The organism is Variovorax brevis (genome assembly GCF_030317105.1).
Lineage (GTDB): Bacteria > Pseudomonadota > Gammaproteobacteria > Burkholderiales > Burkholderiaceae_C > Variovorax > Variovorax brevis.
Genome location: NZ_JASZYG010000012.1, coordinates 142,186 through 165,866, shown reverse-complemented (window position 1 = coordinate 165,866; position 23,681 = coordinate 142,186). Strand labels below are relative to the sequence as shown.

General features: G+C 60.7%; 19 protein-coding genes and 7 pseudogenes. 6 read left to right on the top strand and 20 right to left on the bottom strand.

The window, feature by feature from the left end; genetic code table 11:
* Window positions 1-168 precede the first annotated feature (168 nt).
* Together QTI66_RS29475 and QTI66_RS29470 are read left to right on the top strand one after the other, a co-directional pair.
* Entirely contained in the window at window positions 169-1,641 is a 1,473-nt protein-coding gene (locus QTI66_RS29475; protein WP_286563825.1) for a KAP family P-loop NTPase fold protein, read from the top strand.
* A gap of 170 nt (window positions 1,642-1,811) precedes the next feature.
* Window positions 1,812-3,593, top strand: coding sequence for an MFS transporter (locus QTI66_RS29470; protein WP_286563823.1), 1,782 nt, complete (start codon window positions 1,812-1,814; stop codon window positions 3,591-3,593).
* A gap of 115 nt (window positions 3,594-3,708) precedes the next feature.
* On the opposite strand, the gene QTI66_RS29465 is transcribed toward QTI66_RS29470, so the two are convergent.
* The 4 genes from QTI66_RS29465 to QTI66_RS39640 all read right to left on the bottom strand — a co-directional run bounded on the left by QTI66_RS29465 (window position 3,709) and on the right by QTI66_RS39640 (window position 7,571).
* Complete coding sequence (locus tag QTI66_RS29465; RefSeq protein ID WP_286563822.1) at window positions 3,709-4,764, bottom strand: chymotrypsin family serine protease; 1,056 nt, start codon at window positions 4,762-4,764, stop codon at window positions 3,709-3,711.
* A gap of 3 nt (window positions 4,765-4,767) precedes the next feature.
* The gene (locus QTI66_RS29460; protein ID WP_286563821.1) at window positions 4,768-6,081 is read right to left on the bottom strand and encodes a ComEC/Rec2 family competence protein; all 1,314 of its coding nucleotides are present in this window, start codon (window positions 6,079-6,081) and stop codon (window positions 4,768-4,770) included.
* Window positions 6,082-6,561: 480 nt separating this feature from the next.
* Window positions 6,562-7,311: a coiled-coil domain-containing protein gene (locus QTI66_RS29455; protein ID WP_286563819.1), complete on the bottom strand. Its 750-nt coding sequence runs from the start codon at window positions 7,309-7,311 to the stop codon at window positions 6,562-6,564.
* A complete protein-coding gene (locus tag QTI66_RS39640) occupies window positions 7,230-7,571 on the bottom strand; it encodes a DNA-binding protein (protein ID WP_353506231.1) in 342 nt (113 codons plus the stop codon). The genes QTI66_RS29455 and QTI66_RS39640 overlap by 82 nt, the downstream gene beginning before the upstream one ends.
* A 514-nt stretch (window positions 7,572-8,085) precedes the next feature.
* Here QTI66_RS39640 and QTI66_RS29450 point away from each other — a divergent pair.
* Window positions 8,086-8,640: pseudogene (locus QTI66_RS29450) on the top strand (transposase); the annotation flags it as partial.
* 142 nt (window positions 8,641-8,782) lie between these two features.
* Here the strand turns inward: QTI66_RS29450 and QTI66_RS29445 are convergent.
* The 3 genes and pseudogenes from QTI66_RS29445 to QTI66_RS29435 all read right to left on the bottom strand — a co-directional run bounded on the left by QTI66_RS29445 (window position 8,783) and on the right by QTI66_RS29435 (window position 10,706).
* Window positions 8,783-9,733: a Bug family tripartite tricarboxylate transporter substrate binding protein gene (locus QTI66_RS29445; protein WP_286563817.1), complete on the bottom strand. Its 951-nt coding sequence runs from the start codon at window positions 9,731-9,733 to the stop codon at window positions 8,783-8,785.
* Between the two features lie 111 nt (window positions 9,734-9,844).
* Window positions 9,845-10,267, bottom strand: a pseudogene (locus QTI66_RS29440) (transposase); the annotation flags it as partial.
* 226 nt (window positions 10,268-10,493) lie between these two features.
* Entirely contained in the window at window positions 10,494-10,706 is a 213-nt protein-coding gene (locus QTI66_RS29435; protein WP_286563816.1) for an AMP-binding protein, read from the bottom strand.
* A gap of 43 nt (window positions 10,707-10,749) precedes the next feature.
* Here QTI66_RS29435 and QTI66_RS39960 point away from each other — a divergent pair.
* A pseudogene (locus QTI66_RS39960) lies at window positions 10,750-10,930 on the top strand (transposase domain-containing protein); the annotation flags it as partial.
* A gap of 335 nt (window positions 10,931-11,265) precedes the next feature.
* Here the strand turns inward: QTI66_RS39960 and QTI66_RS29430 are convergent.
* The 5 genes and pseudogenes from QTI66_RS29430 to QTI66_RS40120 all read right to left on the bottom strand — a co-directional run.
* Window positions 11,266-12,024, bottom strand: a pseudogene (locus tag QTI66_RS29430) (transposase); the annotation flags it as partial.
* 4 nt (window positions 12,025-12,028) lie between these two features.
* Window positions 12,029-13,441, bottom strand: a complete 1,413-nt coding sequence (locus QTI66_RS29425) for an aldehyde dehydrogenase family protein (RefSeq protein WP_286563815.1) — start codon at window positions 13,439-13,441, stop codon at window positions 12,029-12,031.
* A gap of 41 nt (window positions 13,442-13,482) precedes the next feature.
* Window positions 13,483-14,532, bottom strand: a complete 1,050-nt coding sequence (locus tag QTI66_RS29420; protein WP_286563814.1) for an NAD(P)-dependent alcohol dehydrogenase — start codon at window positions 14,530-14,532, stop codon at window positions 13,483-13,485.
* Window positions 14,532-14,711: a hypothetical protein gene (locus QTI66_RS29415; protein WP_286563812.1), complete on the bottom strand. Its 180-nt coding sequence runs from the start codon at window positions 14,709-14,711 to the stop codon at window positions 14,532-14,534. The genes QTI66_RS29420 and QTI66_RS29415 overlap by 1 nt, the downstream gene beginning before the upstream one ends.
* A 171-nt stretch (window positions 14,712-14,882) precedes the next feature.
* A pseudogene (locus QTI66_RS40120) lies at window positions 14,883-14,993 on the bottom strand (transposase); the annotation flags it as partial.
* A gap of 68 nt (window positions 14,994-15,061) precedes the next feature.
* Between QTI66_RS40120 and QTI66_RS39635 the strand changes: the two are divergent.
* Window positions 15,062-15,238: a transposase gene (locus QTI66_RS39635; RefSeq protein WP_353506230.1), complete on the top strand. Its 177-nt coding sequence runs from the start codon at window positions 15,062-15,064 to the stop codon at window positions 15,236-15,238.
* Window positions 15,211-15,336, top strand: coding sequence for a hypothetical protein (locus QTI66_RS29410; RefSeq protein ID WP_286563811.1), 126 nt, complete (start codon window positions 15,211-15,213; stop codon window positions 15,334-15,336). Before QTI66_RS39635 ends, QTI66_RS29410 begins: the two co-directional genes overlap by 28 nt.
* 623 nt (window positions 15,337-15,959) lie before the next feature.
* On the opposite strand, the pseudogene QTI66_RS29405 reads toward QTI66_RS29410, so the two are convergent.
* From QTI66_RS29405 to QTI66_RS29370, 8 genes and pseudogenes are all read right to left on the bottom strand, one after another.
* Window positions 15,960-16,058 (bottom strand): annotated as a pseudogene (locus QTI66_RS29405) (transposase); the annotation flags it as partial.
* A gap of 706 nt (window positions 16,059-16,764) precedes the next feature.
* Window positions 16,765-16,845: pseudogene (locus QTI66_RS29400) on the bottom strand (transposase); the annotation flags it as partial.
* Window positions 16,846-16,941: 96 nt separating this feature from the next.
* A complete protein-coding gene (locus QTI66_RS29395; RefSeq protein WP_286563810.1) occupies window positions 16,942-18,126 on the bottom strand; it encodes an acetyl-CoA C-acyltransferase family protein in 1,185 nt (394 codons plus the stop codon).
* 31 nt (window positions 18,127-18,157) lie between these two features.
* Window positions 18,158-19,357, bottom strand: coding sequence for an acetyl-CoA C-acyltransferase (locus QTI66_RS29390; RefSeq protein WP_286563809.1), 1,200 nt, complete (start codon window positions 19,355-19,357; stop codon window positions 18,158-18,160).
* A gap of 57 nt (window positions 19,358-19,414) precedes the next feature.
* Window positions 19,415-20,710: an acetyl-CoA hydrolase/transferase family protein gene (locus QTI66_RS29385; protein ID WP_286563808.1), complete on the bottom strand. Its 1,296-nt coding sequence runs from the start codon at window positions 20,708-20,710 to the stop codon at window positions 19,415-19,417.
* A 54-nt stretch (window positions 20,711-20,764) separates the two neighbouring features.
* The gene (locus QTI66_RS29380; protein ID WP_286563807.1) at window positions 20,765-21,901 is read right to left on the bottom strand and encodes an acyl-CoA dehydrogenase family protein; all 1,137 of its coding nucleotides are present in this window, start codon (window positions 21,899-21,901) and stop codon (window positions 20,765-20,767) included.
* 29 nt (window positions 21,902-21,930) lie between these two features.
* A complete protein-coding gene (locus QTI66_RS29375) occupies window positions 21,931-22,698 on the bottom strand; it encodes an SDR family NAD(P)-dependent oxidoreductase (RefSeq protein WP_286563805.1) in 768 nt (255 codons plus the stop codon).
* Window positions 22,699-22,822: 124 nt separating this feature from the next.
* The gene (locus tag QTI66_RS29370) at window positions 22,823-23,611 is read right to left on the bottom strand and encodes an enoyl-CoA hydratase (protein ID WP_286563803.1); all 789 of its coding nucleotides are present in this window, start codon (window positions 23,609-23,611) and stop codon (window positions 22,823-22,825) included.
* Between the last annotated feature and the right edge of the window lie 70 nt (window positions 23,612-23,681).

The following is a 23,681-nucleotide window of genomic DNA, read 5'->3' as shown; positions in this document are numbered from 1 at the left end:
GAACCAAGTGTGCGGCGGTACGCGTGATTCGCAGACGGTGCGAGGCAGGAACATGCGGGGAAAGTCGCAGGATGCGGACTTCCCTATTGACGGAGACGGCTAATGGGTGACCTCCAAAGAGGTCCCCTGTATCGGCCAAGTTAAATCGCGTTGAACGGCAGGTTCGGCATGACGCGAACTGGCGTTCTGAGCCCGTGGTCGGCCTTCAGCATCGATCGCGCCACGACTTCAAGAGTGGCCAAATCTGCGGGGTTTGTGGGGCGCGCCCTCTTGGCAGCGCTTAGGGCTTCCGGCAAGACTCAAGGGATGTCCTCCGATCTACCAAAACCCATCTATCTGCGCGGGCAATCGCCCGACGAGACCGTCCCATTCGCAGGAGACCAATTCGATCGGAAAGCCCTTGCCGAACGAATCACCGGCCTACTCACCCGGCTTCCGGACGGAGCGGTCCTGTCGATCGATGCACCGTGGGGCGATGGCAAGACTTGGTTCGGCCGCAATTGGCACGCGTCCTTGGTGGAAGCGGGATACCGAACCGGATTCATCGATTGCTTTCAGCGCGATCACATCGAAGACCCGTTTGTGATGATCGCCGGTGAGTTGTTGCACCTGCCAAAGAAAGGCGCGCCTCAGAGGCGAAAGAAGCTTGTAGATGCGAGCAAGAAGCTCGGTGCCGCTCTTCTTCCCTCTGCCGCGAAGTTTGCTGCAAACACTGTCGGGCACTGGGCAATTGGCAAGGCGGATCTTGGCGACGACATTGCCAAATCGATCGCTGCGCTTGAAGAGTCGTCCGCGGCCTCTCTGGAAAAGCTTGTCGCCAAGCGGCTGGAAGCCTACGAGGCAGACAAAAAGAGCGTTGATGGTTTCCGGAATGCCCTGAGGGACCTGGCTTCGGAAGGGGACAAGCCGATCGTGATTTTTCTCGATGAGCTTGATCGGTGTCGGCCCGACTTCGCTGTTCGCACGGTTGAGCGGGTAAAGCATTTCTTCGAGGTGCCAGGCGTCGTGTTCGTGCTCTTGATGAATCGTAGTCAGCTTGTGGCCGCCATTCGAGGGATTTACGGCGAACAAATCGATGCGGAGGCGTACTTGGCGAAGTTCATACAGCTGTCGCTGACGCTTCCAAAGCAGATCGCCGTCGAGACCCACTCGCCCGATGACAACCAAAAGCACTGTGACGCGACCATGGTCCGATACGGCTTTGGTAGGACCGAGGGCAATCAGCAATTTGCGCGACTGATGGGCATGTTGGCAACGGCCCTGCGATTCTCGCTGCGGGACGTGGAACGCGCAGTGGTTCTCTATTCACTCGCACAGCCTCTGAATGCATCTGCCAGCGATGCAGCATGGCCCATAGCCTTGAAACTAGCTCGCCCCGAGCTCTTTTCTAGGTTGACAAGGGGCGAAGCCAAAGCACACGACGAGGCGCACAAATTTTTGATTTCAGTTCGAGAGACTGCCAAGTCACTTACTCAATCTTTGGCGATGTTCGAGGCGATCCATTGGGCTGGCTCGAATAATTTCGAGCAACCATTGCCAGAGGACCTAAACAAGTTGCTGGGGCAGCGATGGGCGGTGCACGGTCCAAAGAGATTTATGTCCTGGGTGTTGGGGAGGGTGGACTTGGATGTCGCCCGGTAGCGATGGTGCCGAATCAAGCAGTGATCTGCTTGGCGGTACGCTGGTCTGGGTCTGCTCCGCGGCAGATTGGGTGACTGCTTTGAGCCCTGACCAGCAGGCCGGTCAAGAAAGCAGGCGTTCGACTCTCTGCAACAGCGGGGGATTGGCTGCCGATCCCATGAATTGCGACGATGATCTCGAAGGACCCGCTGCGCCGCATCGGCTTTGCTGAGATCTTCTGGGCGGACATACCGAAAGCGGTCGTCAGACAGGAAGATCTGCTCGAGGAGACCAAGGCGTGGGGCCGGACCGTAGTGGGACGCGCGCAGTCGGCGTACGAGAGCATGCTGAACCAAGCGGGGAAGCTGGGAAATCCTGCCGAGCAGCAATTCACACCCCAAGACTTCGATATGGGCATCGCCGTTGTCGACGAGATTGTCGAGACCGTCGGTGTGATGGATGGCCTTTTCTTCCTCCTGGGGAAGATGGGGCTGTTCAAGTTCGATCTGGCCCCTTTGCTGCGAGACTACATCGGCGACGTGCAACTGGTCGCGGACTTCCCGTTCCAGCGCGACAAGATTCTGTTTCGCTTTCATAGCGCGCTTGGCAAGATCGTGGAGGCATTCGCGAAGCACAACAGCATGCACAAGGGCCCGGCCCGGCCCGAGATCTACATCGTGGCGCACAGCGAAGGCACGGTCATCAGTTTCCTCGGCATGCTGGAGGCGTTCACTGGCAAGGCCGTCTGTGATCCCGAGGGCAAGGACAAGAAGGTCTACGAAAGCAAGAGCTGGATCGGCGATGTGCATGGATACATGACGATCGGGTCGCCGATCGACAAGCACATCGTGCTGTGGCCTGGCCTCTGGACGGAATTCGAGGGGAAACTCACGACGACGACGTCGGCGAAGAATGGCGCGATCGCGTTTGCTGGAGCCGGCGTCACCCTTGGCCAGAAGATCAAGTGGCGAAACTATTTCGACTTCGGCGATCCCATCGGCTTTCAGTTGGACACGGCGGTCGAACTCCTCTGCCGAAACCGTTGCGGCGCCTTTGAGTTCGTCACCAAAGAGCATGACATCGGCTTCAGCCGCTACTGGCTGCCTGGCAAGGCCCACAACGACTACTGGACCGACAAGGACGTCTTTGGCCATTTCAATGACGACGTCGTATCACCGCGCACCGCGCGCCTGCCGGCACATCCCCCGACAAACAGGCCCCTGCGCGGCGGCATCAGCACGGCAATTCCATACCTGCTCTGCTTCCTAGTCCATCTTGGCGCCGTGTTCGCCTTGTACAAGGGAATCGTCGCCATCGATGTGAAGCAGCAATACGCCAACGCCACCATCCCCCTCTTGCTCCTGAGTGTGTTGCTGTTCGCCATCACGGTCGGGGCCCGCATACCGCGACTCGTGAAAACCGAGGGCAGCATCCGATGCCACTGCATTGCGCTGGCCTTCTTTGCCGTTGGTGCGGCATGCATCTGGGGGCTGCCGAATGAAACGGTCGCCTACCTTGCCGTTCCATTTGTGCAGCCACTGGACGGATTGCTGCCAACGGTCGATGGGTCCGTCGGAAGTCTGGCGGCGCATGGTGAACAGCTCAAATCCATCTTTGCAGCTACCTGTTTCGTGATCACTTTGTCTGGCTGGGTGGTGTATCGCAAGCCGAAGTACGGGCGTCGGGCGCTCCTGATCATTGGGGGCAGTGTGGTCTTGTACATCGTGCTGACCCAATCCCTCGGTGTGGCCCGGGTTCCGACATGGCCGATGGTGCTCGCCGGACTGGCGTTTCTCTACCTTTGGTGGCTGGGCATTCTTCTGTTCGACCTGGCCTTCGTCTGGCACCGCTACATCAGAAATTCGGTGGCCATCGACATCGTGCGGCAATGGCACCGCGGGCAAGACGTGAAGCGGCGCACGCCGCGCGACCGGTGGAACCGGCCCGCCCCGCCGCAGTCGCAAGCGCCCTGAGTTCGTCATGTGCGCCCTGCATTCCTCCGACGACGCTCGCTGCCGTCGCCCATAAGGGCGCTGGGAAGCTGACTCGGACATGGCGCGCGGTCATGTACTGGCCGCTGGCGAAGTGTCATTCGAAATCGATTTCGAGCGCCTCGAGCACCGCGGCAATCGGGTTGGCGTATGCAAAAGAGCCGTTGTCCGGGCAGGCGAACAGCAGTCCCACGGCGGCGTTGTCGTCCTTGGCGAGAACCAACGCGCCGCTGTCGCCCGGTTGCGCGAAAACGAACTGACCGGGTCGAGGACGAATACGCACCTGGTCGAGGAACTGGGTGAGGCGGGTCGGATCCTGGCGGTGCAGCGGGATGAAAACATCGATCGACGGGTCATCGATGATCCCTGCTGTGTATCCGGTCGTGCGCCCATGCTTGTGCACCACGATTCCCAAGGTCGGGTCGGCCGATCCCTGAATTGCGCCCAGGGTGCAGATGCCCGAACTCATCGAATCGACCGAATCCAGCCTTGCGATGGCCGCGTCGACAAGGTTCGACGACGTCGATGCTTCAAAGATGGGGACGAAGCGCTGCAGGCTTGCGAGCCGGTTGACGTTCACCGTGCCGCCGTCGTTGGTCGACGGCTGCAGGATCGCGGAGCCGAGTGGCGCCAAGCCAAAGTCGGCCAAGGTGTGGCAGTTGCCTAGCACAAAGCGATCGGCGCCCTCTCCCGCTCTGCGTGAGACGCAGCGCGCGGCCAGCGTTCCGGCCTGGATCGATTCATGGGCACCGCTGATGCCACCTTGGGCCGGGCGCTGCTCGCGCAGCTTCCGCAGCGAACACTTGGGTGACGCGGCGAAGTAGGCAGGCGCGGCTTCCACCACGTCGGTGGGTATTCCGTCGATGTGCTCGGGCAGACAACTGTCGCCCGACAGGAGGTGCCGCGGCAGCTTCTGGGTGACGTACAGGCGAACGCACAGCGTGCGCGTCGGCTTCCCCTGCACGAGCTTGTGGCCCACGCCCACCGCGTGCAACTGGTTGGCCGACTGTTGCACCGCCTCGCGAACGCGCGCCTGTGCGAACCAGGCATGCGGAGCCTTGCTTGACGCAGGCGCCAGTTGACGCTCAACCAGTGCCCGCTTCGCCTCGAGCAGGTCGGCAGGTACCTTCAACGGGCGCTGAACTGAGGCCATCGTTCAGAATCCGGTCTGGACCTTGAGCGTGCCATCCTTGTTGGCAGTCACGGCGATGTTGCCGTCCCAGCCGTTGGTGTAGATCGCACGCTTGAGTTGGATCGTGGTGAACTCCGGCGCAGCTCCCGTGGTCGGGTTGCGGCCTTTCACACCGACCCGTACATTCTTCGGCGGACGCTCCATCGACACGCCAGACTGCGTGTCAAGAAGCATGCGAATCGCGTTCTGGTGCGGATGGGCAAAGCTGTAGGCGCTGAAGGTTGCTCGGCTCAAGGTGGAGTCGCCGGCCTGAATGATCGCAATCTTGGGGGTGACCGCGGCCATAAGGGCTTCAGTCGTGGCGTTGTGGGACCCGTGATGGCCCACTTTGATGACATCGACGTCGAAAGCACTGTTGTCGGCCTCGAACGAAGTCAGCATCGCATCGATGCCCTCTTTTTCCAGGTCGCCTGTGAATAGGAAGCTGGCTTTTCCAAAGTCAACGCGCAAGACAACGCTGTCGTTGTTCGCATCGTTTGCCCAGGTCGTGTTCAGATCCACGCGACCCCACAGTGCAGCAATCTTGGGATCGACGCCACCACCGGGACGGCAATCGACGGGGTCAATCACCGGGCCCGTCATGCCAGAGACCGACGTGATGGCTGCTTCAGTCAGTCCGAGGTACCCGGCGCCCGTGTCATTGGCGTATTGCTGCAGCTTGAGTTGGCCAGAGATGCCCGAACCCTTGGCCATCGCGCCGTTGTCAACAACGTTTTCAATCGTGATCTCGGGTTGGGCTTCGAGCAGCGCGGCCACGCCGTTGGTGTGATCCTTGTGTGGATGAGAAAGGACGACCAGCTTGAGCGTGTTGGCAAGATCGGCACGGCGCAGAAAGAAGTCCCGCAGATAGTCAAGAAGGCGATCACGCCCAGAGACTTCGTCACTCGATTCGCCACCGGTATCGACCAGGACCGCGGCACACGAGAACTCGAGGAGGACGGCGTCGCCCTGTCCGACATCGATGAAGTGCGCCACCATCTGATCCAGCGCGGCCTGCGACGCCGGGAGGGCCGACGGAAAGATGGCACTTGCGGAAGGCGACGGGCCTATGGGTGTTCTTTTGGGGGCGTCTGGACGGGAAGAAGGCAGAATTCCCGCAGCGCTGCCTCGCTGCGGTGGACCGTCTGGCGGGCGAGTTGTCTCCAGTTCGGCTCCGGCCGAGGCGATCGATGATTCGCTTTGAATCGTCGAGGGCGCTGTACACGCAGCGAGCATCCAGCTGAGTGAGAGCAGGCAGGAGGTCAGGATCACTCGCACGAGGACTGGTTCTTGTCGCATGGTGTGCCCTCCAGCGTCACGGCTTCGCAGGCAGGTGCGTCCCGAATTCGTCACGCGCAGCGAAAACTGTAGTCGCGCGGTGCTGGCGGCAGACCCTCAGAGTTGAGGAGGCGGCAGCCGCGGATCTACTGGACCCTGCAACCGCCAGCTTCGTGAAGCGAGCCATTCGTGACGCCGCTGCTGTTGCTCCTGGCGAGACGCCGATGTCGAGTTTCAACCTGCGGCGCAGGTGCCGTTGACGTGCATCGGCCGATCGGTGCAGGTTGAGCGAAATCGCCTGGTCACTTGGTCCGTAGCCCCAGCGCCATTTACACGCGCGAGACCTTGGTGGCGAACCAGGAAGGGCGCAATCGCGACTCAATGATGAGCCGAAGGTAGAAGCACGTTTCCCCAAGCGACCCCACAGCTCGCTGCGTCAAACTGAATAGACGGCTACCACCTCTCCTGGCCTCCGCCTGCCGGCCTGAGCGGAAGCAGGTCTCACTTCTTCGGCGCTCTGCCCTGCCCTCGCCGCTTGGATGTTCGTTGAGCCACCGCGGCGATGGCTTGCGCGAGCGCGGCCCGTGCCTGCGCGTGGGTGGCGGCTTCAGCGGCGAGTTGCCGCCTCATTGACTCGATTTGCTCGCCCAGACCATGTTCCCGCGCCCGCGTCTGGGTGAGCGCAATGGCTTGCGACTGCAACTCCTCTCGCAGCTTTCGCTCGGAACGCTTCGCCTCCTCAAGGGCAGCCCAATGGGTCTTGCGATCAACCGCACCCTCTTCTTCAACCTGGAGTCGACACTTTCTTTCCTTGGCCAGTTCGCTCTCCAGCAGCTTCGCACCTTGTCGCGCCTGATCGACCTCGGTCAGGAACCGCCGCTCATGGGCCGCCTCACGCGCTTCCAGGCGCTCGCACTCCTCCCGCCATCTGTCCTCGCGCGTCCGGAGAGTCCGTTCGTTCTCGGCTTGCGTCGATTCATTGGCGCACCGTTCTGACGCGAGCGAGTCTCGCAATTTGTCCACGTCGGTGTCGTAGCGGCTGCGCAGCTTGACCAGTTCGCCTTGCACCAACGCCAGTTCTCCACGCAGTGCTTCGGACGCATCGCGAGTCTCGGCGAGCGCTTTCTCGATGGCGGCATTCGTGGCCGCCAACTGCTCTTCCCGATTCATCAACTCCGCCTGGTCGGCAGACAGGTGCGCCCTCCCCAACTCCAACACCGCACGCTCGTCCTGCGGCGCCTGGCTCGCCAAGGTTCGCGCCTCATGTTTGGCGTGGTTCCAGGCACTGCGAAGGATGGTTGGCAGGTCGTCTTCAGCCGGCGCAGGCACTCCGGCGACGCGGGCCGAGAGGCGCTCGAACCAGAGTCGAGCAAGGGACTAACGGTGTTGGGGGAACCCCCACCCAAGCGCTGACGCACGCGCTCGATGGTGGGTTTCAGGCCCAAGGCAAGCAGTTGGTCGGCCGCCTCGACGACCTCTTCCAGCTGTACGCCGCGTGGCCCTCTCCGCATAGGGGGGTGTCTCGGGCTTTGGCCGGGCTCACGAACGCCCGTGAGAAGAGGTTCCATCGACGGCCTCCGATTGGGGTCGATAACAGGGGTTTATGGTGCCCTATCTTCGCAATTGCATAAGACACCATATGTATTCAATCCAACTCATACGAGTTACCCAGCTCAGTTGCATCTTTGTCACTAGGGCGGGATCCAGATCTGCTGAGCGCTCGCTGAATGGGGGAGAGACGGCGATCGGATCTTTGGGGATGCGCCCAGTCCTGTCAGCGGGATGCTTGGCCCGGGGGCTTGCACGCGGATCCAGCCGCCGCCGCGAGGCATCTCGGTGATGGTCTGCGACATCCGGCGGACAGATCGAGCTTCACGGCCAGGGTGAAGAAATCCTTGTGATCCTTCAAGTCAAAGGCCGCTGGTTGTTCGAGCTGGCCACCATTCGGGTATCGCCGGCTCAGCTCAGCTCCGCTCCGCTGAGTTCAAAGTGTTGAGTTGCCCGTTTGGCAGCTCCACCAATCCCACCGATGGCGTCAAGGGCATGCCCGAGGGCACTGGCGGTGTATCCGGCCACCACGCTGCAAAGGCTGCAAACGTGCATCGTGCACCTGATACGCAACTCGCTGGTCTACGCGAGCTGGAAGGACCGCAAGCTGCTGGCGGCGGCCATCAAGCCGATCTACACGGCCGCCAGCGCAGAGGCGGCCGAGGGCGAACTCGATGCCTTTGCGCAAGGCCCGTGGGGCATCAAGTTCCCCACCGTGGTGGCGGCGTGGCGCCGGGCGTGGGACCGGGTGATTCCGTTCTTTGCGTTCCCGCCGTCCATTCGACGGGTGATCTACACCACGAGCGCCATCGAGAGCATCAACGCGCAACTGCGCAAGATCATCAAGTCGGGCGGGCACTTCCCCAGCGACGATGCAGCCTCCAAGCTGATCTGGCTGGCGCGGCGCAACATCACAGCCGACTGGGGGGCGCAGCGCACAACTGGAAGGAGGCGATGAATCAATTCGCGATCCTCTACGACGAGCGCTTCACGCACGCGGCCCAAGGCAACGCAAAATCAGCAGGAGGTTGAACCATGAATACATGGCTCAACCGGGGCGCCTCCGGCGGCCTGGCAGGGGCTCAAAGACATCAGGGAAATCAGTCGAGCGCAACTTCACCACCGCCTCGAACACAAAAATCCTGACAGCTCCGCTGTCCTCAGCCGCACAGCATCATTCGAGCTTGACTTTGGCAATCTTCACCACTTCCTGGCACACATCCAGCTTCTGCGCCGCGAACGCAGCCAGCTCATTCGGCGTGCGGTAGGCCACTTCGATGCCGCCTGCCGTCAGCGGGCCATTGACCTCCGGCTTTTCCAAGGCCATTTTGAAGGCTTCCGAGAGACGGGTGACGCGGTCGGCCGGCGTATTGGCCGGGGCGTATATGCCCGCCCAGGCGCCCTGGATGATCTTGGGATAGCCGATTTCAGGCATAGCCGGCACGTCCTTCAGCCACGTGCTCCGGCGCTCGGTGGTGGTGGCCAAAGCACGCAGCTTTCCCGAGTCGATATACGGCTTGAGCTGCTGGTACGGGTAGAAAAGCATCGAGACACGCCCCTCGATCAGATCGGGGAAGAGCTGAGCGGCGCTCTGATAGGGGACGTGCGTGAGTTCGATCTGCGCCTCGGCCTTGAGCAGCTCGCCGGTCAGATGGGCCGATGTGGCGATTCCGGTGCTGGCGAAGGAGAGAGAGCCCGGCTTGGCCTTGGCCAGCGCCACCAGTTCGGCCACCGTCTTCACGTTAAGGCTGTTCGGCACTGCGAGGACGTAAGGGTGCAGCGTGAGGCCCGCCACCGGCACGAAGTCGCGCGTCGGGTGATAAGGCAACGTCTTGTAGAGCACCGGGTTGAAGCACATGACCTGGTCGTTGCCGACCAGCAAGGAATAACCGTCCGCTGCGCTGCGCGCGACGGCTTGGCTACCGATCTGGGCGCTGCCGCCGGCCTTGTTTTCGACGACCATCGGTTGTCCGAGAAGACCGGGCATGACAGCGGCCAGCTGTCGTGCGAGCGCATCGGCGCCCGTGCCGGCGCTGTAGGGCACGACTAGGTTGATGGGTTTCTCGGGAAACTTTGCCTGCGCCATCGCGCTGGTCGCGAACATCAGCATCGTGACCAGCAGCACCGCGGCGACGCTGCGTTGAACAAAAGCGGATCTCGCCTGGGTAAAAGTCACTTGTATCTCCTGTTTAGTGTGTTGCCCCTGGAGGCAGTGCGGCAGAAATCTTGGACTGGGTTATGTCGCAAGTCCGAGGCTCTCGCGGTATAGAGCCAAGGGAGATGTTGATTCGCTTTCGTTGTACCAGCGGACGTATGAGTCGAGCTTGTGAACGAACTGCTCGATGGTCCTGGAGCGCCACTGCTCAGGATAAAATAGCTCCGTTTTCAGCCGCCCGAAGAATCCCTCGCATGCCGCGTTGTCGGGCGAGCACCCTTTGCGCGACATCGAGCGAATCAGCTTCGCATTGCCGATCCGCCCTAACCAGCCAGGTCCACGGTTGTAGGCCCCGCGATCGGAGTGGACCACCGGCCGACTCTTGCTCTCGGTCACCTTTTCGACGGCCGCATCCAACATGCGGTTCACAAGCACGGCGTCTGGGCGCGGGTCAAAAGACCAGCTGATGACCAAGCTATCGAAGCAGTCGATCATGAGCGATACACCTTGCCGGACATGCACCGATCATCGGTTAACCATTGACGTTTGCCTTAAGGGTTTCTGCGAGCGTTCGAAGAAATTCAAGTCTTAAGAGTTTCCAAACTGAACGGTGAGTTCAATCCGGTTGCCAGGTCCCGCGCGCGGCGGAATGCTGATTCGCCCCTGCCGCAGCTTCGCCTCGAGTCAAAACGTCCGCGAAACGGATCATTCCTGGCGTTTGGCGATCGCCTCATGAGGTAGAAAGAGCGTAATCAAGATTGCAAGAGGCAATATGCGGGGTTAGTGTTACAAGAATCGCTCCGATAAGAGCGGTTGCGAACTGGGTGATCAGCCACTCAAACCGATTGGGAGACCAGACGCCAAGACAATCGCCCCGCTGCAGCCCAAGGCCTTTAGTCCCGAGGCGAAGACTTCCCCCTCCAACGCGATCTGGTCCGAGCATAGGCGCCTGTCAAGCGACATCAGAAACTGGGGGGCGACATGAAAGACGGAACTGGCTGTCCGCAGACACCGTCGCCGGCGCCAACGCGAGCGCCAACCTGTACTCGCTGCTGCAGACGTGCGCCGCAAACGGGATCGACGGCTACCGCTATCTCGCCGCCCTGTTGGTCGCGCTGCCTGTGCGACGAGCATCGATGACTTGAAGCGCTGTTGCCTTGGCGCATCCAAACTCGCCGCCTAAACTGGACGTCGACTACGCCGTTTGCGCAAGGGCGTAGTACTTCCGCTGTCAATTGCGAGAAGGTTTCATTGTCTTGTCTTGCAAAGGTAATGCGAGTTCCAGTGTTCCCTGAAGGGGCGTAGCAGTAAGTCCGACGGTATCACGCTGATATTCGCGGGTTGGATACCGCATTACAGAGAAGGTCCGTCTTGTGAGCCTGCCGCTTTCTTACTTCGCAAGTCGTTTTTCACCGTTGCCAAGCGGGGTCGCGGGCTGCCCCAGTACCGGACTACGCCCATCTGCAGGAAACTCGTTCAGTTGTCGCTGCGATATTCAATGCTCAATGTGCTTGCTGCGCTGTCCGTTGGTTCTGCGGGATGGCCAAGGACATGCTTAACCGGCTGATGTCCCAAATGAAGGCTGCCAGTTCGCGCGCGCCCGCTACGGCGGCGATATTCACGTGCTTGTCGCGAGTGGCGAGCTTGCGAACCCGTCGGCACAGCCGCAGTTGTGCATCCCAGGCGCGATCGACGATCGGTTTCGGCAGCTCCTCGTGCCGCAGCTGGATCTGCGTGCTGACGCGCGCAGGATGCCGGTTGCTCCATGCCGCTTCGACGAGAAATTTTCTGGCATCGCTGTTGCCGGAACGTGCCTCTGCGGTGGGAATTCCCTGATGAGTGTTCCGACGGCGTTACCCCGAGCCAAGCCATCAATTGGCGTGGATGCTCGAAACGCGCCAAGTCCCCCATCTCCGCGAGCAATCCCACGGCGGTGATGAATTGGATGCCAAGCATCGCTTGCAGAGCAAGAATGGCAGGGTAGAAGCGCCACGACGCCACAGCCTCGCGCAACGCAGCCTCGAGTCGATCGCATTGGGCCAACCGATCCTCGATGGTGCGACGGTGCTCGTCGAACGCCAGTTGGCGCCAAGGGCTTTCAAACGTGTACTTGCTAAGCCAGCGTCGATGCGCAGCCCCCCAATTTGCCCGGCCGATGCCCGTGCGAGGTCGCGAAACGCCTCATCTTCAACGGTGGGTACGTGGACCGCCGAGAGGTCGCCAGCGCGCAGCGAACGTGCCAGCTTGATAGCGTCACGTCGAATGTCAGCCGATCGACTGATACTCAAGAAATTCCTCAATACCATAGCGACCATTTTCACGGCCCATGCCCGAGAGCTTGAACCCGCCATGCGGAGCGCGGCCGTTTTGTGGCGAACCATTGATACGGATGCGCCCGGTTCTAAGCTTCAGTGCGACCGCCCTCGCCTGTTCGTCGCTGCCAGCCCAAACCGCACCAGCAAGCCCGTAGTCAGAGTCGTTGGCAATAGCAATCGCCTCTTCGACCGTGTCGAAGGGAATGATGGTGATTACAGGACCAAAGATCTCCTCGCGCGCGATGCGAATGCTGGGGTCACCAGTGAACACTGTCGGCTTCACAAAATAGCCCTTGTCGAGTTCGGCTGGGTGCTCCGGCCCGCCGGCGATCAACTTGGCTTGGTCTTCGATGCCCGATTCGATGAGCTGTCGTACCCTGTCACGTTGCGCCCGCGTGGCCACAGGCCCAAGTGTTGTTGTGGTCGAAGAGGGGTCACCAAGGACATAACTGCCGGCCTTGGCTGCAGCAATTTGTTCCACTTCTGCAAGTCGAGCCCTTGGTACAAGAACGCGCGATAAACCTCCGCAAACCTGCCCGCTGTTGCGGAAGGCGTCCTCCATCCCCACGGTGACAGCACGTTCAATATCGGCGCCCTCAAGAATGATATTGGCTGACTTCCCGCCAAGTTCCAGCGACACCCGCTTCACTGACGCTGACGCCAGTTCCATGATCCGCCGCCCTGCCCGTACCGATCCTGTGACGGACACCATGTCTACCAGCGGGTGTGTAACGATGGCCTCACCAATCTCTGGCCCGGTACCGGATACGAGATTGAACACGCCCTTCGGCAGTCCCGCTTCGGCTGTCGCCTCCGCGAACAGAAACGAACTCATGGGTGCGATTTCGGTGCCCTTCAGAACGACGGTACAACCCGCCGCGAGTGCAGCACCCACCTTCATGGCAATCATCAGCAGAGGAACATTCCAGGGGGTAATTGCGCCAACCACCCCCGCTGCCGCTCTGTGTACCAGCGTATGGCCGACGTGCTCATCCCAAACCACATCCTTCATGCTTTCCGCGGTGTCACGCAGGTGCGTAACCGCAAGCATGGTCTGGACTGGGGTGGTAACCACCAACGGCGAGCCGATCTCCGCCGTGATGGCGAGGCTGAATTCCTCAGCGCGCCGTTCGATCACATCAGCAATGGCCCGCAAGTAGTCAGCGCGAACCTGCACTGGTGTTTGAGACCATTCGTCGAACGCCCGAGCCGCCGCCTTGGCTGCACGATCGACATCGTCAATGTGACCTCGAGGAATCGTTGCAAAAATCTCCTCGGTGAAGGGATTCTCGACCTCAATGACGCCGTTGCCCAAGGACGGGATCCATTCTCCGTCGACGAAGATTTCTTTTTTCTCAATCATCTTGCTCTCCAGCGTTGCTGCAATAAATCACTGTTGCTCGCTCAGTTGGCGTGCATCGTTGCAATATCGAGCACGAAGCGGTAACGCACATCACCAATGGCAAGGCGTTCAAAAGCCATATCAATCTGATCAGCTCCAATCATCTCGATCTCAGCGACGATGTTGTGCTCAGCGCAGAAGTCCAGCATCTCCTGTGTCTCACGAATGCCACCCACAGATGTACCCGCCATGGAACGGCGATTTGTGAAAAGTGAGTAGACGCTGAGACTGATTGGCTTCACTGGGACGCCGGCGTTCACGAACGTTCCATCGATGGCGAGCAATCCCATGTACGCGTCGTAGTCAAGGTTGGCTGGCACCGTGGAGATCAGCAAGTCAAAAGACTTGGAAAGCTCGACGAACAGCGCAGGATCAGATGTGGCACGGTAGTCGTTAGCGCCGAGTCGGATTCCGTCATCCCTTTTATCGAGGGAAAGATCGAGAACTGTCGTATGCGCGCCAAGTGCAGACGAAATCTGGACTCCCACATGCCCCAGCCCGCCGAAGCCAAGGATGGCCACTCGCTTCCCGGGTCCTGCCTGCCAGCGCTTCAGTGGCGAGTACATCGTGATGCCGGCGCAGAGCAGCGGTGCAGCCTGCGGCAGCGCAAGTGCGTCAGGAATCCGCACCACGTAGTCCTCGTGAACAACGATCTTTTCGCTGTAGCCCCCTTGGTTCGGTCTGCCATCCCGACCTATGGAGTTGTAGGCCTTGATGTGTCCCTCGCTGCAGAACTGCTCGAAGCCCCTACGGCAGCTTTCGCAATGGCGGCAGGAATCTACGGTTACCCCCACACCAACCCGATCGCCGAGAGCAAACTTGGTGGCCCCCGGACCCAATGCCGACACATGACCAGTGATCTCGTGGCCAGGCACCAGCGGGTAGATGGTATTGCCCCACTCGTTGCGGGCGTAGCTCAGATCCGAATGGCAGACGCCCGCGTAAGCAATATCGATCAGGACGTCGCCTTGCGCCAGATCACGACGCGTTATCCTGGTCGCACTGAATGCATCCTGCGGACCCCCTACGAAGCGAGCGTTGACTGTAGTCATCAGACGTCTGCAAGGCTACGCACGGGAACACCTCCTGCAGGCTCACTTTCCTTGAGCGACGCACTCATGTCGAAGTTGCTTGTCTCAGGCAAGACGAGCGGCCTGGTGATGAGCGCGCCGCCCAGTTTTACAATGGTTGGCTGCACCGCAGCCAGAGCCATATACAGATCTTTCGACATCAGTCTCGTTCCTAACAAGGGTTGTGATTCAGACTTGGCAAGCGCCCGACCCGGTTGTGATGAAGTTTTGAGTTGCCGGCCGCCGCCCATTGCCAAGCAAACATCGCAAATCGTGGGAAATGATAGGTTAACCATTGACCTTTCTGAATTAGGGTTTGTGCTGGTTCGCCGCCGCTTCCAGTTGCCCACCGTTGGCACGGGCACGCCGAGCTGGCGTGCCGCCTCGTGGCTGCCAACCGATTCCGCCAGTCGGACCGCCTCGACCTTGAATTCGTCCGTGTGTACTGCAGCTTTTGACGTCTCCCCCGAATTCCGGACTTTTCAGTCCCGAGGGGGCGCAAGGAGAAGCAATGAAGAGGTCGAGATTTTCGGAAGAGCACATCGCCTACGCGCTGCGATTGGCCGATTCGGACACGCCCGTCGTCGATGTGTGTCGCCAGATCGGCGTGTCGGAGGCGACGTACTACACGCGGAAGAAGAAGAGAAGAAGTTCGGTGACTTGGGCGTCACCGAGCTCAAGCGCCTGAAGATGCTCGAGGATGAGAACGCGCGCCTGAAGCGCATCGGCGCCGACCTGACGCTGGACAAGCAGATCCTGCAGGAGGTCGTTAGAAAAAAGCTCTGAAGGCTGCCACGCGGCGCGAGCTGGCAGCTTGGATACAGGAGCGCTATGAAGTGAGTGTGCGGCGGTCGTGCCGGCTGTCGTTGTTGCGACCGTTGGTCTGGTATCAGAAGAGCGAAGCGCGCGATCAAAGTGCTCTGCGCCTGCATCCGGGAGCCATGGGGCCGAACCAACACTGGAGCATGGATTCTATGGTCCGCCCCAAACCCGCAAGTTCCAAACTTGTGGCGTAGAACGCTCGCGTTTATCTCTCCGGCCTGTCGTGGTCTCAATCTGTCTGACCCTTGGCCTGCATGATGAAGCCGCGCGCTCCTGTCCCGATTAATGCAAAGGCGTTCAGGCGCCCGAAGTCCAGACGGGTTGGCAGGAGCGACGGATGGTCGTTTGCGCCATGCTCAGTGCTGCGCGAGCTGCGGATAAATCCAGACCTTGTCAGTTCGTCGTGGCTGCTGCCATCGGCGGCCGTCGATAGTGCGACGCGAAGTCGCAACCGGTCCTCATGACGGCCCAAGCAATGCGCGCTAGCTTATTAGCCAACGCACAGACGGCCACGTGGGCGCGACGACGCTGGCCAACTTCGATCAGCCAGATTGCAGCAGGTCGTACGGATGTTTGTCCTTCCAGACCCACAAGGCGCGAGCGCCTTGGATGAACAACCGCCGCAGATAGCTGTTGCCGCGCTTGGCGATCCCGAGCAGACGTGTGTTGCCGCCAGTGGAGAACTGCCGCGCTATGTCGGACATGTCTAGGCACTGGAGCGAGGAGCGAGACCTTCACAATACCATTTGGGCGGACGATTCGCCCCCCAGTAAAAAGCGGCGGTGACGACAGTTCGTAGCCAAACGCACCAGCGTGTTGAACCGTTCAATGCATCGCATTTCAATCTACGTTTTGCGAAATCCGACCGTCCCAACGGAGCGTATATCGCTGGCCCCCGCGCTATACGCCTTGATCGAGGAGATGAAGGATTCGGGACGCCGAGGATGAACCCTCCTCCATTCATCATTTCGTCAGGAGATGACGCTACGTCGGAGAGCAAGACGAAGAATTTTCTCGAAGCGGTCAAGGCCTACTTTGATTCCACGATCTTTCTTCTGAGTCGAGCTTCCTTTTGCAGCCGATGGCGCCGTCGAAGCCCTCTCGAGTGTCTTCTTGAGAGTAGCTGGCATGAGGTCAGTTCTTGGCATTCATTTGGGGGCGCCTACACAGTTCCGCAGACTTCTCTCACACCCCCCTCTTTGCGCTTAGCAGCGACCTGCGCCGAGCCCTGCTAGCCATTGGTGTGGCAAGTGGCGCGCAGCGATCGATCGCTTTTTCATATCAACGGGCCTGTCAGTTCGCGCTGGCAAAGAACATCTCTTTCGGATGTGATGCAGCGAGCCTAGGCGACAGATCGACACCGTGTTCTCATCAAAGGAGGGGGGGCGGCCAGAGGCCATCGGTGACGGCAATGAGGATGTCGTTGACGCCGCGGGTCTTCAGGTCGTTGAACACCTTCATCCAGAACTTGGCGTGCCTCGAACACAAGAATCAGGACAGGCTCCGTCAACCACGTGCTCAGGCCAACAGCGTCTTCACGTTCCCCAACTAGGCTGAGAAACTGCGTCGTCACATTCTTTCGAATATAGCAGCGATCCCCTGCCCACCTCCGATGCACATCGTCACCAACGCATAGCGCCCTCCGCGACGGTGCAGTTCGTGAATCGCTTTCGTCGCTAGGAAGGCTCCAGAACATCCAATGGGATGGCCCAACGCGACGGCGCCGCCATTGGGATTGACCTTGCCCATGTCGAAATCGAGCGCACGGGCTACGGCGATGGCCTGAGCTGCAAAGGCTTCATTCGATTCAATGACGTCAAGTTGATTGAACGCGAGGCCTGCCTTCTTCAACGCCAGCCGGGTTGCCGGGATCGGCCCTTCGCCCATGAATTCATTCGGCACGCCGGCCACCGCATACGATACGAGTCGTGCGAGCGGCTTGCCTCCATCGGCCTCGGCTGCCTTCGCGTCGGCGAGCACAAGAAATGCCGCGCCGTCGTTGATGCCCGATGCGTTCCCAGCGGTCACGCTCCCATCCTTCTTGAACGCCGGCTTCATTTTTGCCAGCGCCTCGGCGGTTGTGTCTGGCTTGACATGCTCATCGGTGTCGACGATCACCTCGCCCTTCCTCGTTTGTTTGACGATCGGCACGATCTGCGACTTGAAGCGCCCTTCGGCAATTGCAGCTGCGGCGCGCCGATGCGACTCGACGGCGAGCGCGTCCTGCTCTTCGCGGGAGATATTCCACTTCGCCGCAAGGTTCTCTGCGGTGATGCCCATATGACCGACGCCGAAGGGATCGGTCAGCGTCGCCACCACGCTGTCGATCAACATCGTGTCACCCATGCGCGCGCCGCTGCGCATCGCAGGTGACAGGTACGCGCCTCGAGACATCACCTCGACACCTCCGCCAATGCCGTAGTCGCAGTCACCGAGCAGAATATTCTGTCCAGTCGTCACGATGGCTTGCAGCCCCGACGAACACAAACGGTTTACTGCCATCGCCACCGACTCCATCGGCAAGCCGGCCTGGATTGACGCAACGCGCGCGACATAGGCGAACCGCGAATCGGTCGGAATGCAATTGCCGACCGTCACGTAGTTGATCCGCGTCGGGTCGACGGCTGAACGCTTGACGGCCTCCTTCATCACTGTGCCGGCGAGTTCGTGCGGCTCCAGATGCGACAGGCCACCACCAAAGCTGCCAATCGCCGAACGCACGGCTGACAGCACGACCACATCTCGCTTGCTCATATCAGGTCTCCCGCAATAAAAGTCTTTGATCTCAGACGAGTTCAATTGCCAGTGCCGTGGCCTCGCCACCGCCAATGCACAGGCTGGCAACGCCGCGCCTTGCGCCGCGTTGGCGCAGAGCGCCAAGCAGCGTGACTACGAGGCGCGCGCCCGTGGCGCCGATCGGGTGACCGAGCGCGCAGGCGCCGCCATTCACGTTGACACGGTCGTGCGGCAACGACAATTCGCGCATCGCTGCCATAGTGACGACAGCGAAAGCCTCGTTGATTTCCCAAAGGTCCACCTGGCCAGCCTGCCAACCTGTGACCTGCAGGACTTTTTGTATCGCGCCAACCGGCGCAGTGGTAAACCACTGCGGCTCTTGAGCGTGGGTGGCATGACCGCGAATCACCGCCAACGGAGTCAAGCCACGCTGCTTGGCATTGGACTGGCGCATCAATACCAAGGCCGCTGCGCCGTCAGAAATCGAACTCGAGTTTGCGGGCGTCACCGTGCCGTCTTTGGCAAAGGAGGGCTTTAGCGTCGAGACCTTGTCCAATTGCACCTTCATCGGCAGTTCGTCCTGCGCGATCAGCTTTTGGCCGCCGCGACCCTGCACCGGGACGCCGACAACCTCCCAATCGAAGCGACCTTCGCGGATGGCGAGTTGGGCGCGTTGCGTCGAGGTTGTGGCAAAAGCGTCCTGCTCCTCCCGGCTGAAGCGGAAGTGGCGCGCGCAGTCCTCTGCAAACGCGCCCATCAGTCGGCCGTTGGTCGCCGTGCTGTAGCGGTCCTCGAGGCCGTCGTAGAACATATGGTCAACGACCTGGCCGTGGCCCAGACGCATGCCGGACCGCGCCTTGGGCAGCAGGTAGGGCGCGTTGCTCATCGATTCCATTCCGCCGGCTACCACTACCTGCTGGCTGCTGGCGACGACCACGTCGTGTGCGAGCATCGTCGCTTTCATCGCGGAGCCGCAGACTTTGCTGACCGTGGTGCACCCAGCGGCAAGCGGCAGTCCTGCACCAATTGAGGCTTGACGCGCCGGTGCCTGACCAACGCCGGCCGGCAACACGCAGCCCATCAGCACCTCGTCTACGGCATTGGGATCGAGGTCCGCGCGTTCGACGGCCGCGCGGATCGCATGGGCGCCAAGTTGCGCCGCTCCGAGCGAGGCGAAATCGCCTTGGAAACCGCCCAGCGGTGTGCGGGCGGCGCCAACAATGACGATGGGGTCGGAAGAATGGTTCATACGGGTCTCCAAGTAAGGGTCATAGCGGCGAGATGTCGTAAACAAAGGGCGTGGAACTCATGCCAAGCCTATGCGCGCGGCTTGCTCTTCGAGCCTGGGCCGGTAGTCCGGATGCGCGATGCCGATAAGGGCCCGGGCACGCTCTCGCATCGACTTGCCGCGCAGTTGCACGACGCCGTACTCGGTGACGACGTAGTTGATGTCGTTCTTGCTCGTGGAAACGAGTGTTCCGGAATCAAGCGTCGGCACGATGCGCGAAATAGCGCCGTCCTTGGCCGTTGAAGGCAGCACGATGAAAGACTTGCCACCCTCGGAGCGGTTGGCCGCTCGAACGAAGTCGGCTTGCCCGCCTGTCCCTGAATATGGTTTGGGCCCCAATGATTCCGAGCCGCATTGTCCGGACAGGTCAATCTGCAGCGTGGCGTTGATCGTAACCAGGCGGTCGTTTCGCCCTGCCAGGGCCGGATCATTGGTGAAGTCCACAGGATGCATTTCAAAGGCCGGATTCCGATCCATGTAGCGGTAGAGTCTGGCGGAGCCAAGGGCGAACGTCGCGACGGTCTTGCCGGGCAGATAGTTTTTGGACCGATTGGTCACTGCACCGCACTCAATCAGCGACAGCAGGCCGTCGCCCATCATCTCGGTGTGCACACCCAGATCGCGCTTGTGAGTGAGCTGCATCACGACAGCATCGGGAATACCGCCATAGCCGATCTGCAGCGTTGACCCGTCCTCGATCATCTCCGCGACACGGCTGCCGATCGCCTGTTGCACCGGCCCGATCGTCGGCAGGCCGACCTCCTGTATCGCGTTGTCGCTTTCGACCAGCGCTGCAACTTGCGAGATATGTATATGGCAGTTGCCGTAGGCGAACGGGACGTTCGGATTTACTTCCAGCACGACCGCGCGGGCGCGCTCGATGGCAGCCATCGTGTAATCGGGCGCGAGGCCGAGTGAGAAATAGCCGTGCGCGTCCATCGGCGAGGCAACACTGAACACGACATCGGCGGGCGTCAACCCGCGTCGGATCATCTGCGGTAGCTCGGAAAAGTGATTCGCAAGTGTGTCGATCCAACCTTGCTGCGCGCCCGGCCGCGACGCACCGCCAAGAAAATAGCTGAGGTGACGGACATGCTCAACCGTTTCGGAGTCGAAGTAGCCATAGCTCCCGAGGGGAAGGATTTGCGCGACTTTGACATTGTGAAATTCGCGTCGACGCTCCGACAGGGATTTCAACAATGCCGGCGGCTCGCCCGCGCCAGTCGGAACAACAATCACGTCACCGTGGTGCACCTCGTCGATGGCCTCATGCGGCGATCGCCGCTTCTGCTGGTATTGGTCACGCACTGACATCGTTGCTCCTTATGAGTGAGGCCAAGCCTTCGTGGGTGGGTTGCCGTGACATCCTCATCCGGCGACGACCGCGCGCGCGATTACCAAACGCTGGATGTCGGAAGCACCCTCATAAATCTGGCTGACGCGGACGTCACGGTAGATGCGCTCGACCGGGAAGTCATTCACGTAGCCGTAGCCGCCATGGATCTGGATCGCATCCGAGCACACACGCTCGGCCATCGTCGATGCGAACAGCTTGGCCATTGACGCTTCTTTAAGGCAGGGGCGTCCTGCGTCCTTTAGCGCCGCGGCATGCAGCGTCAGCTGGCGCGCCGCCTCGATGCTGGTGGCCATGTCGGCCAGTCGAAAGCTCACAGCCTGGTGCTCGACGATGGGCACCCCGAACGCGACGCGATCTTTTGCGTACTTGACCGCAGCGTCAAGTGCGGCGCGGGCCATGCCGATCGACTGCGCGGCGATGCCGATGCGCCCCGCCTCCAGGTTCGACAATGCGATCTTGTAGCCCTCGCCCTCTCGACCGAGGAGGTGGTCGGCTGGCACGCGGCAATTCTCAAAAAGTATCTGTGCGGTATCCGAGGCATGCTGGCCCATCTTCTCTTCGATGCGAGCCACGATGTAGCCGGGGGTGTCGGTGGGCACTAGGAAGCACGAGATCCCCCTCTTGCCTGCCGACTTGTCGGTGACCGCGAACACAAGCGCCAGTTGTGCGTACTTGCCTGTCGTGATGAACTGCTTAACGCCGTTGAGCACCCAGTGACCGCCATCGCGCTCGGCCCGGCAGCTTAGCGCTGCGGCGTCCGAGCCAACATGGGGCTCAGTGAGGCAGAAACAGCCGAGCCACTCCCCGCTGGCGAGTCGGCGCAGGTAGCGGTCTTTCTGCATTTCATTGCCGTAGTTCATCGTGATGCCGCAGGCGAGCGAGTTCTGGACGCTCACGATCGTCGAGGTGGCACCGTCGCCGGCAGCGATCTCCTCGATCGCCAGTACCAGCGAGACATAGTCAAGCCCGGCACCGCCCCAAGATTCAGGTACTACCATGCCCATCGCGCCCAAGCCTGCGAGTTCCCGCAGCGCTTCCTTCGGAAACCGGTGTTCGCGGGCCCATTCGGCCGCGAACGGCGCGAGCCGCTCCTGCGCAAAGTCGCGCATGGCGTCGCGGATCATTTCTTGCTCGGGGGTACAAATCATGGGTTTCTCCGTCCGTGTGTGCGGTTGGTTTACTTGGCGGCCATGCGGATCGCACCATCGAGACGGATGACTTCACCGTTGAGATAGCTGTTGTCGATGATGTGCGCCACCAGTCGGGCAAACTCGTCCGGCTGGCCTAGTCGCGAGGGGAATGGCACCATGCGGCCGAGTGAGTCTTGCACCTCGGTCGGCATCGCCTTGATCATTGGCGTCTCCATGATCCCCGGCGCGATGGTTACGACACGGATGCCGTGGCGCGCCAACTCGCGCGCGATGGGCAACGTCATCGCCACCACACCACCTTTTGATGCCGCGTAGCCGGCCTGACCGATCTGCCCGTCGAAGGCAGCAATGGAGGCGGTGTTGACGATCACGCCGCGCTCGCCGTCGACATCAGGCGTCGACTCAGCGATTGCAGCCGCGGCCAGCCGCACCATGTTGAAAGTGCCGATCAGGTTGATCTGCACCGTGCGAGCGAACGTGTCCAGCTTATGCGGACCTTCGCGGCCGAGAACTTTCTCCGACGGCGCCACACCGGCGCAGTTGATGAGGCCATTCAGCGCACCGAAGTCTGTGCGATAACGCGCCACCGCAGCCTCGGAACTCGAAGCATCCGCTACGTCGGCCGCCGCAAAGCGAGCGTTCGGGCCGAGCTCGGCGGCTAGTGCGTCGCCCGCGTCGCGGTTCAGATCAACAAGCAGCACCCGCGCACCACCGGCAACCAGCCGGCGCGCCGTAGCTGCTCCGAGGCCAGACCCGCTTCCGGTGACGATGAATCCGCGATCCTGTATCTGCATGAAACTCTCCTTGAGAAATGGTGGGATGAAGTTGGTCAGTCCGACTGTTTGCCTAGCTCTTCCGGCGCGCTCTGAAATTGGATGCCTTTGAGCCTTTAACTAACCTAGGCAACGAAGGCGATGCTCAAACGTGCGCGAAGATTGGTGGGCGCTTCTGTAGGAAGGCTGTCATACCTTCCTTTTGATCCTGTGTGGCGAAGAGCGAATGGAACAAGCGCCGTTCGAGCCGAATGCCTTCGGCAAGCGGGCCTTCAAAGGCGCTATTTACGCACTCCTTGGCCATCATGATGCTCGGCAGGCTCGATGCACAAATCGCCCGGGCGGCACCGAGCACCTCCTCCATCAGCTTGTCGAGTGGAACCGCACGCGAGACCAGACCCGCGCGCTCCGCTTCGGCGGCATCCATCATTCGCGCGGTGAGCGTCATGTCCATCGCCTTGGATTTGCCCACCGCGCGAGGCAGGCGCTGCGTGCCACCTGCGCCTGGGATCATGCCGATCTTGACCTCGGGCTGGCCGAACTTTGCGTTGTCAGCGGCGATGATGAAATCGCACATCATCGCTAGTTCGCAGCCACCGCCGAGGGCGAATCCGGCAACTGCGGCGATCACCGGTTTTCGGATGCCGCACAGCGTCTCCCAGTTGCGCGAGATAAGGCCAGACTTATAGGCTTTCATATAGTCGAGGCCCGCCATTGCGGCGATGTCAGCCCCCGCAGCGAACGCGCGCTCACTGCCAGCGATGACTATGCAACCTATTGAATCGTCGGCGTCGAACGCCTTCAGTGCAGCGCCCAAATCGTCCATTAAAGCGTCGTTGAGCGCGTTGAGCTGCTTCGGACGGTTCAGTGTGATGACACCGGCGCGCAGTGCGCCGTCGCCGTGCACAGCGGTGAGTACGTGTTCGTAGTTCATGCGGGTTCCAGATGGGCGTTTGAGTGCGAAACCGTCATTTGCGGCGGGTATGTGTGACGACATAGCCAAC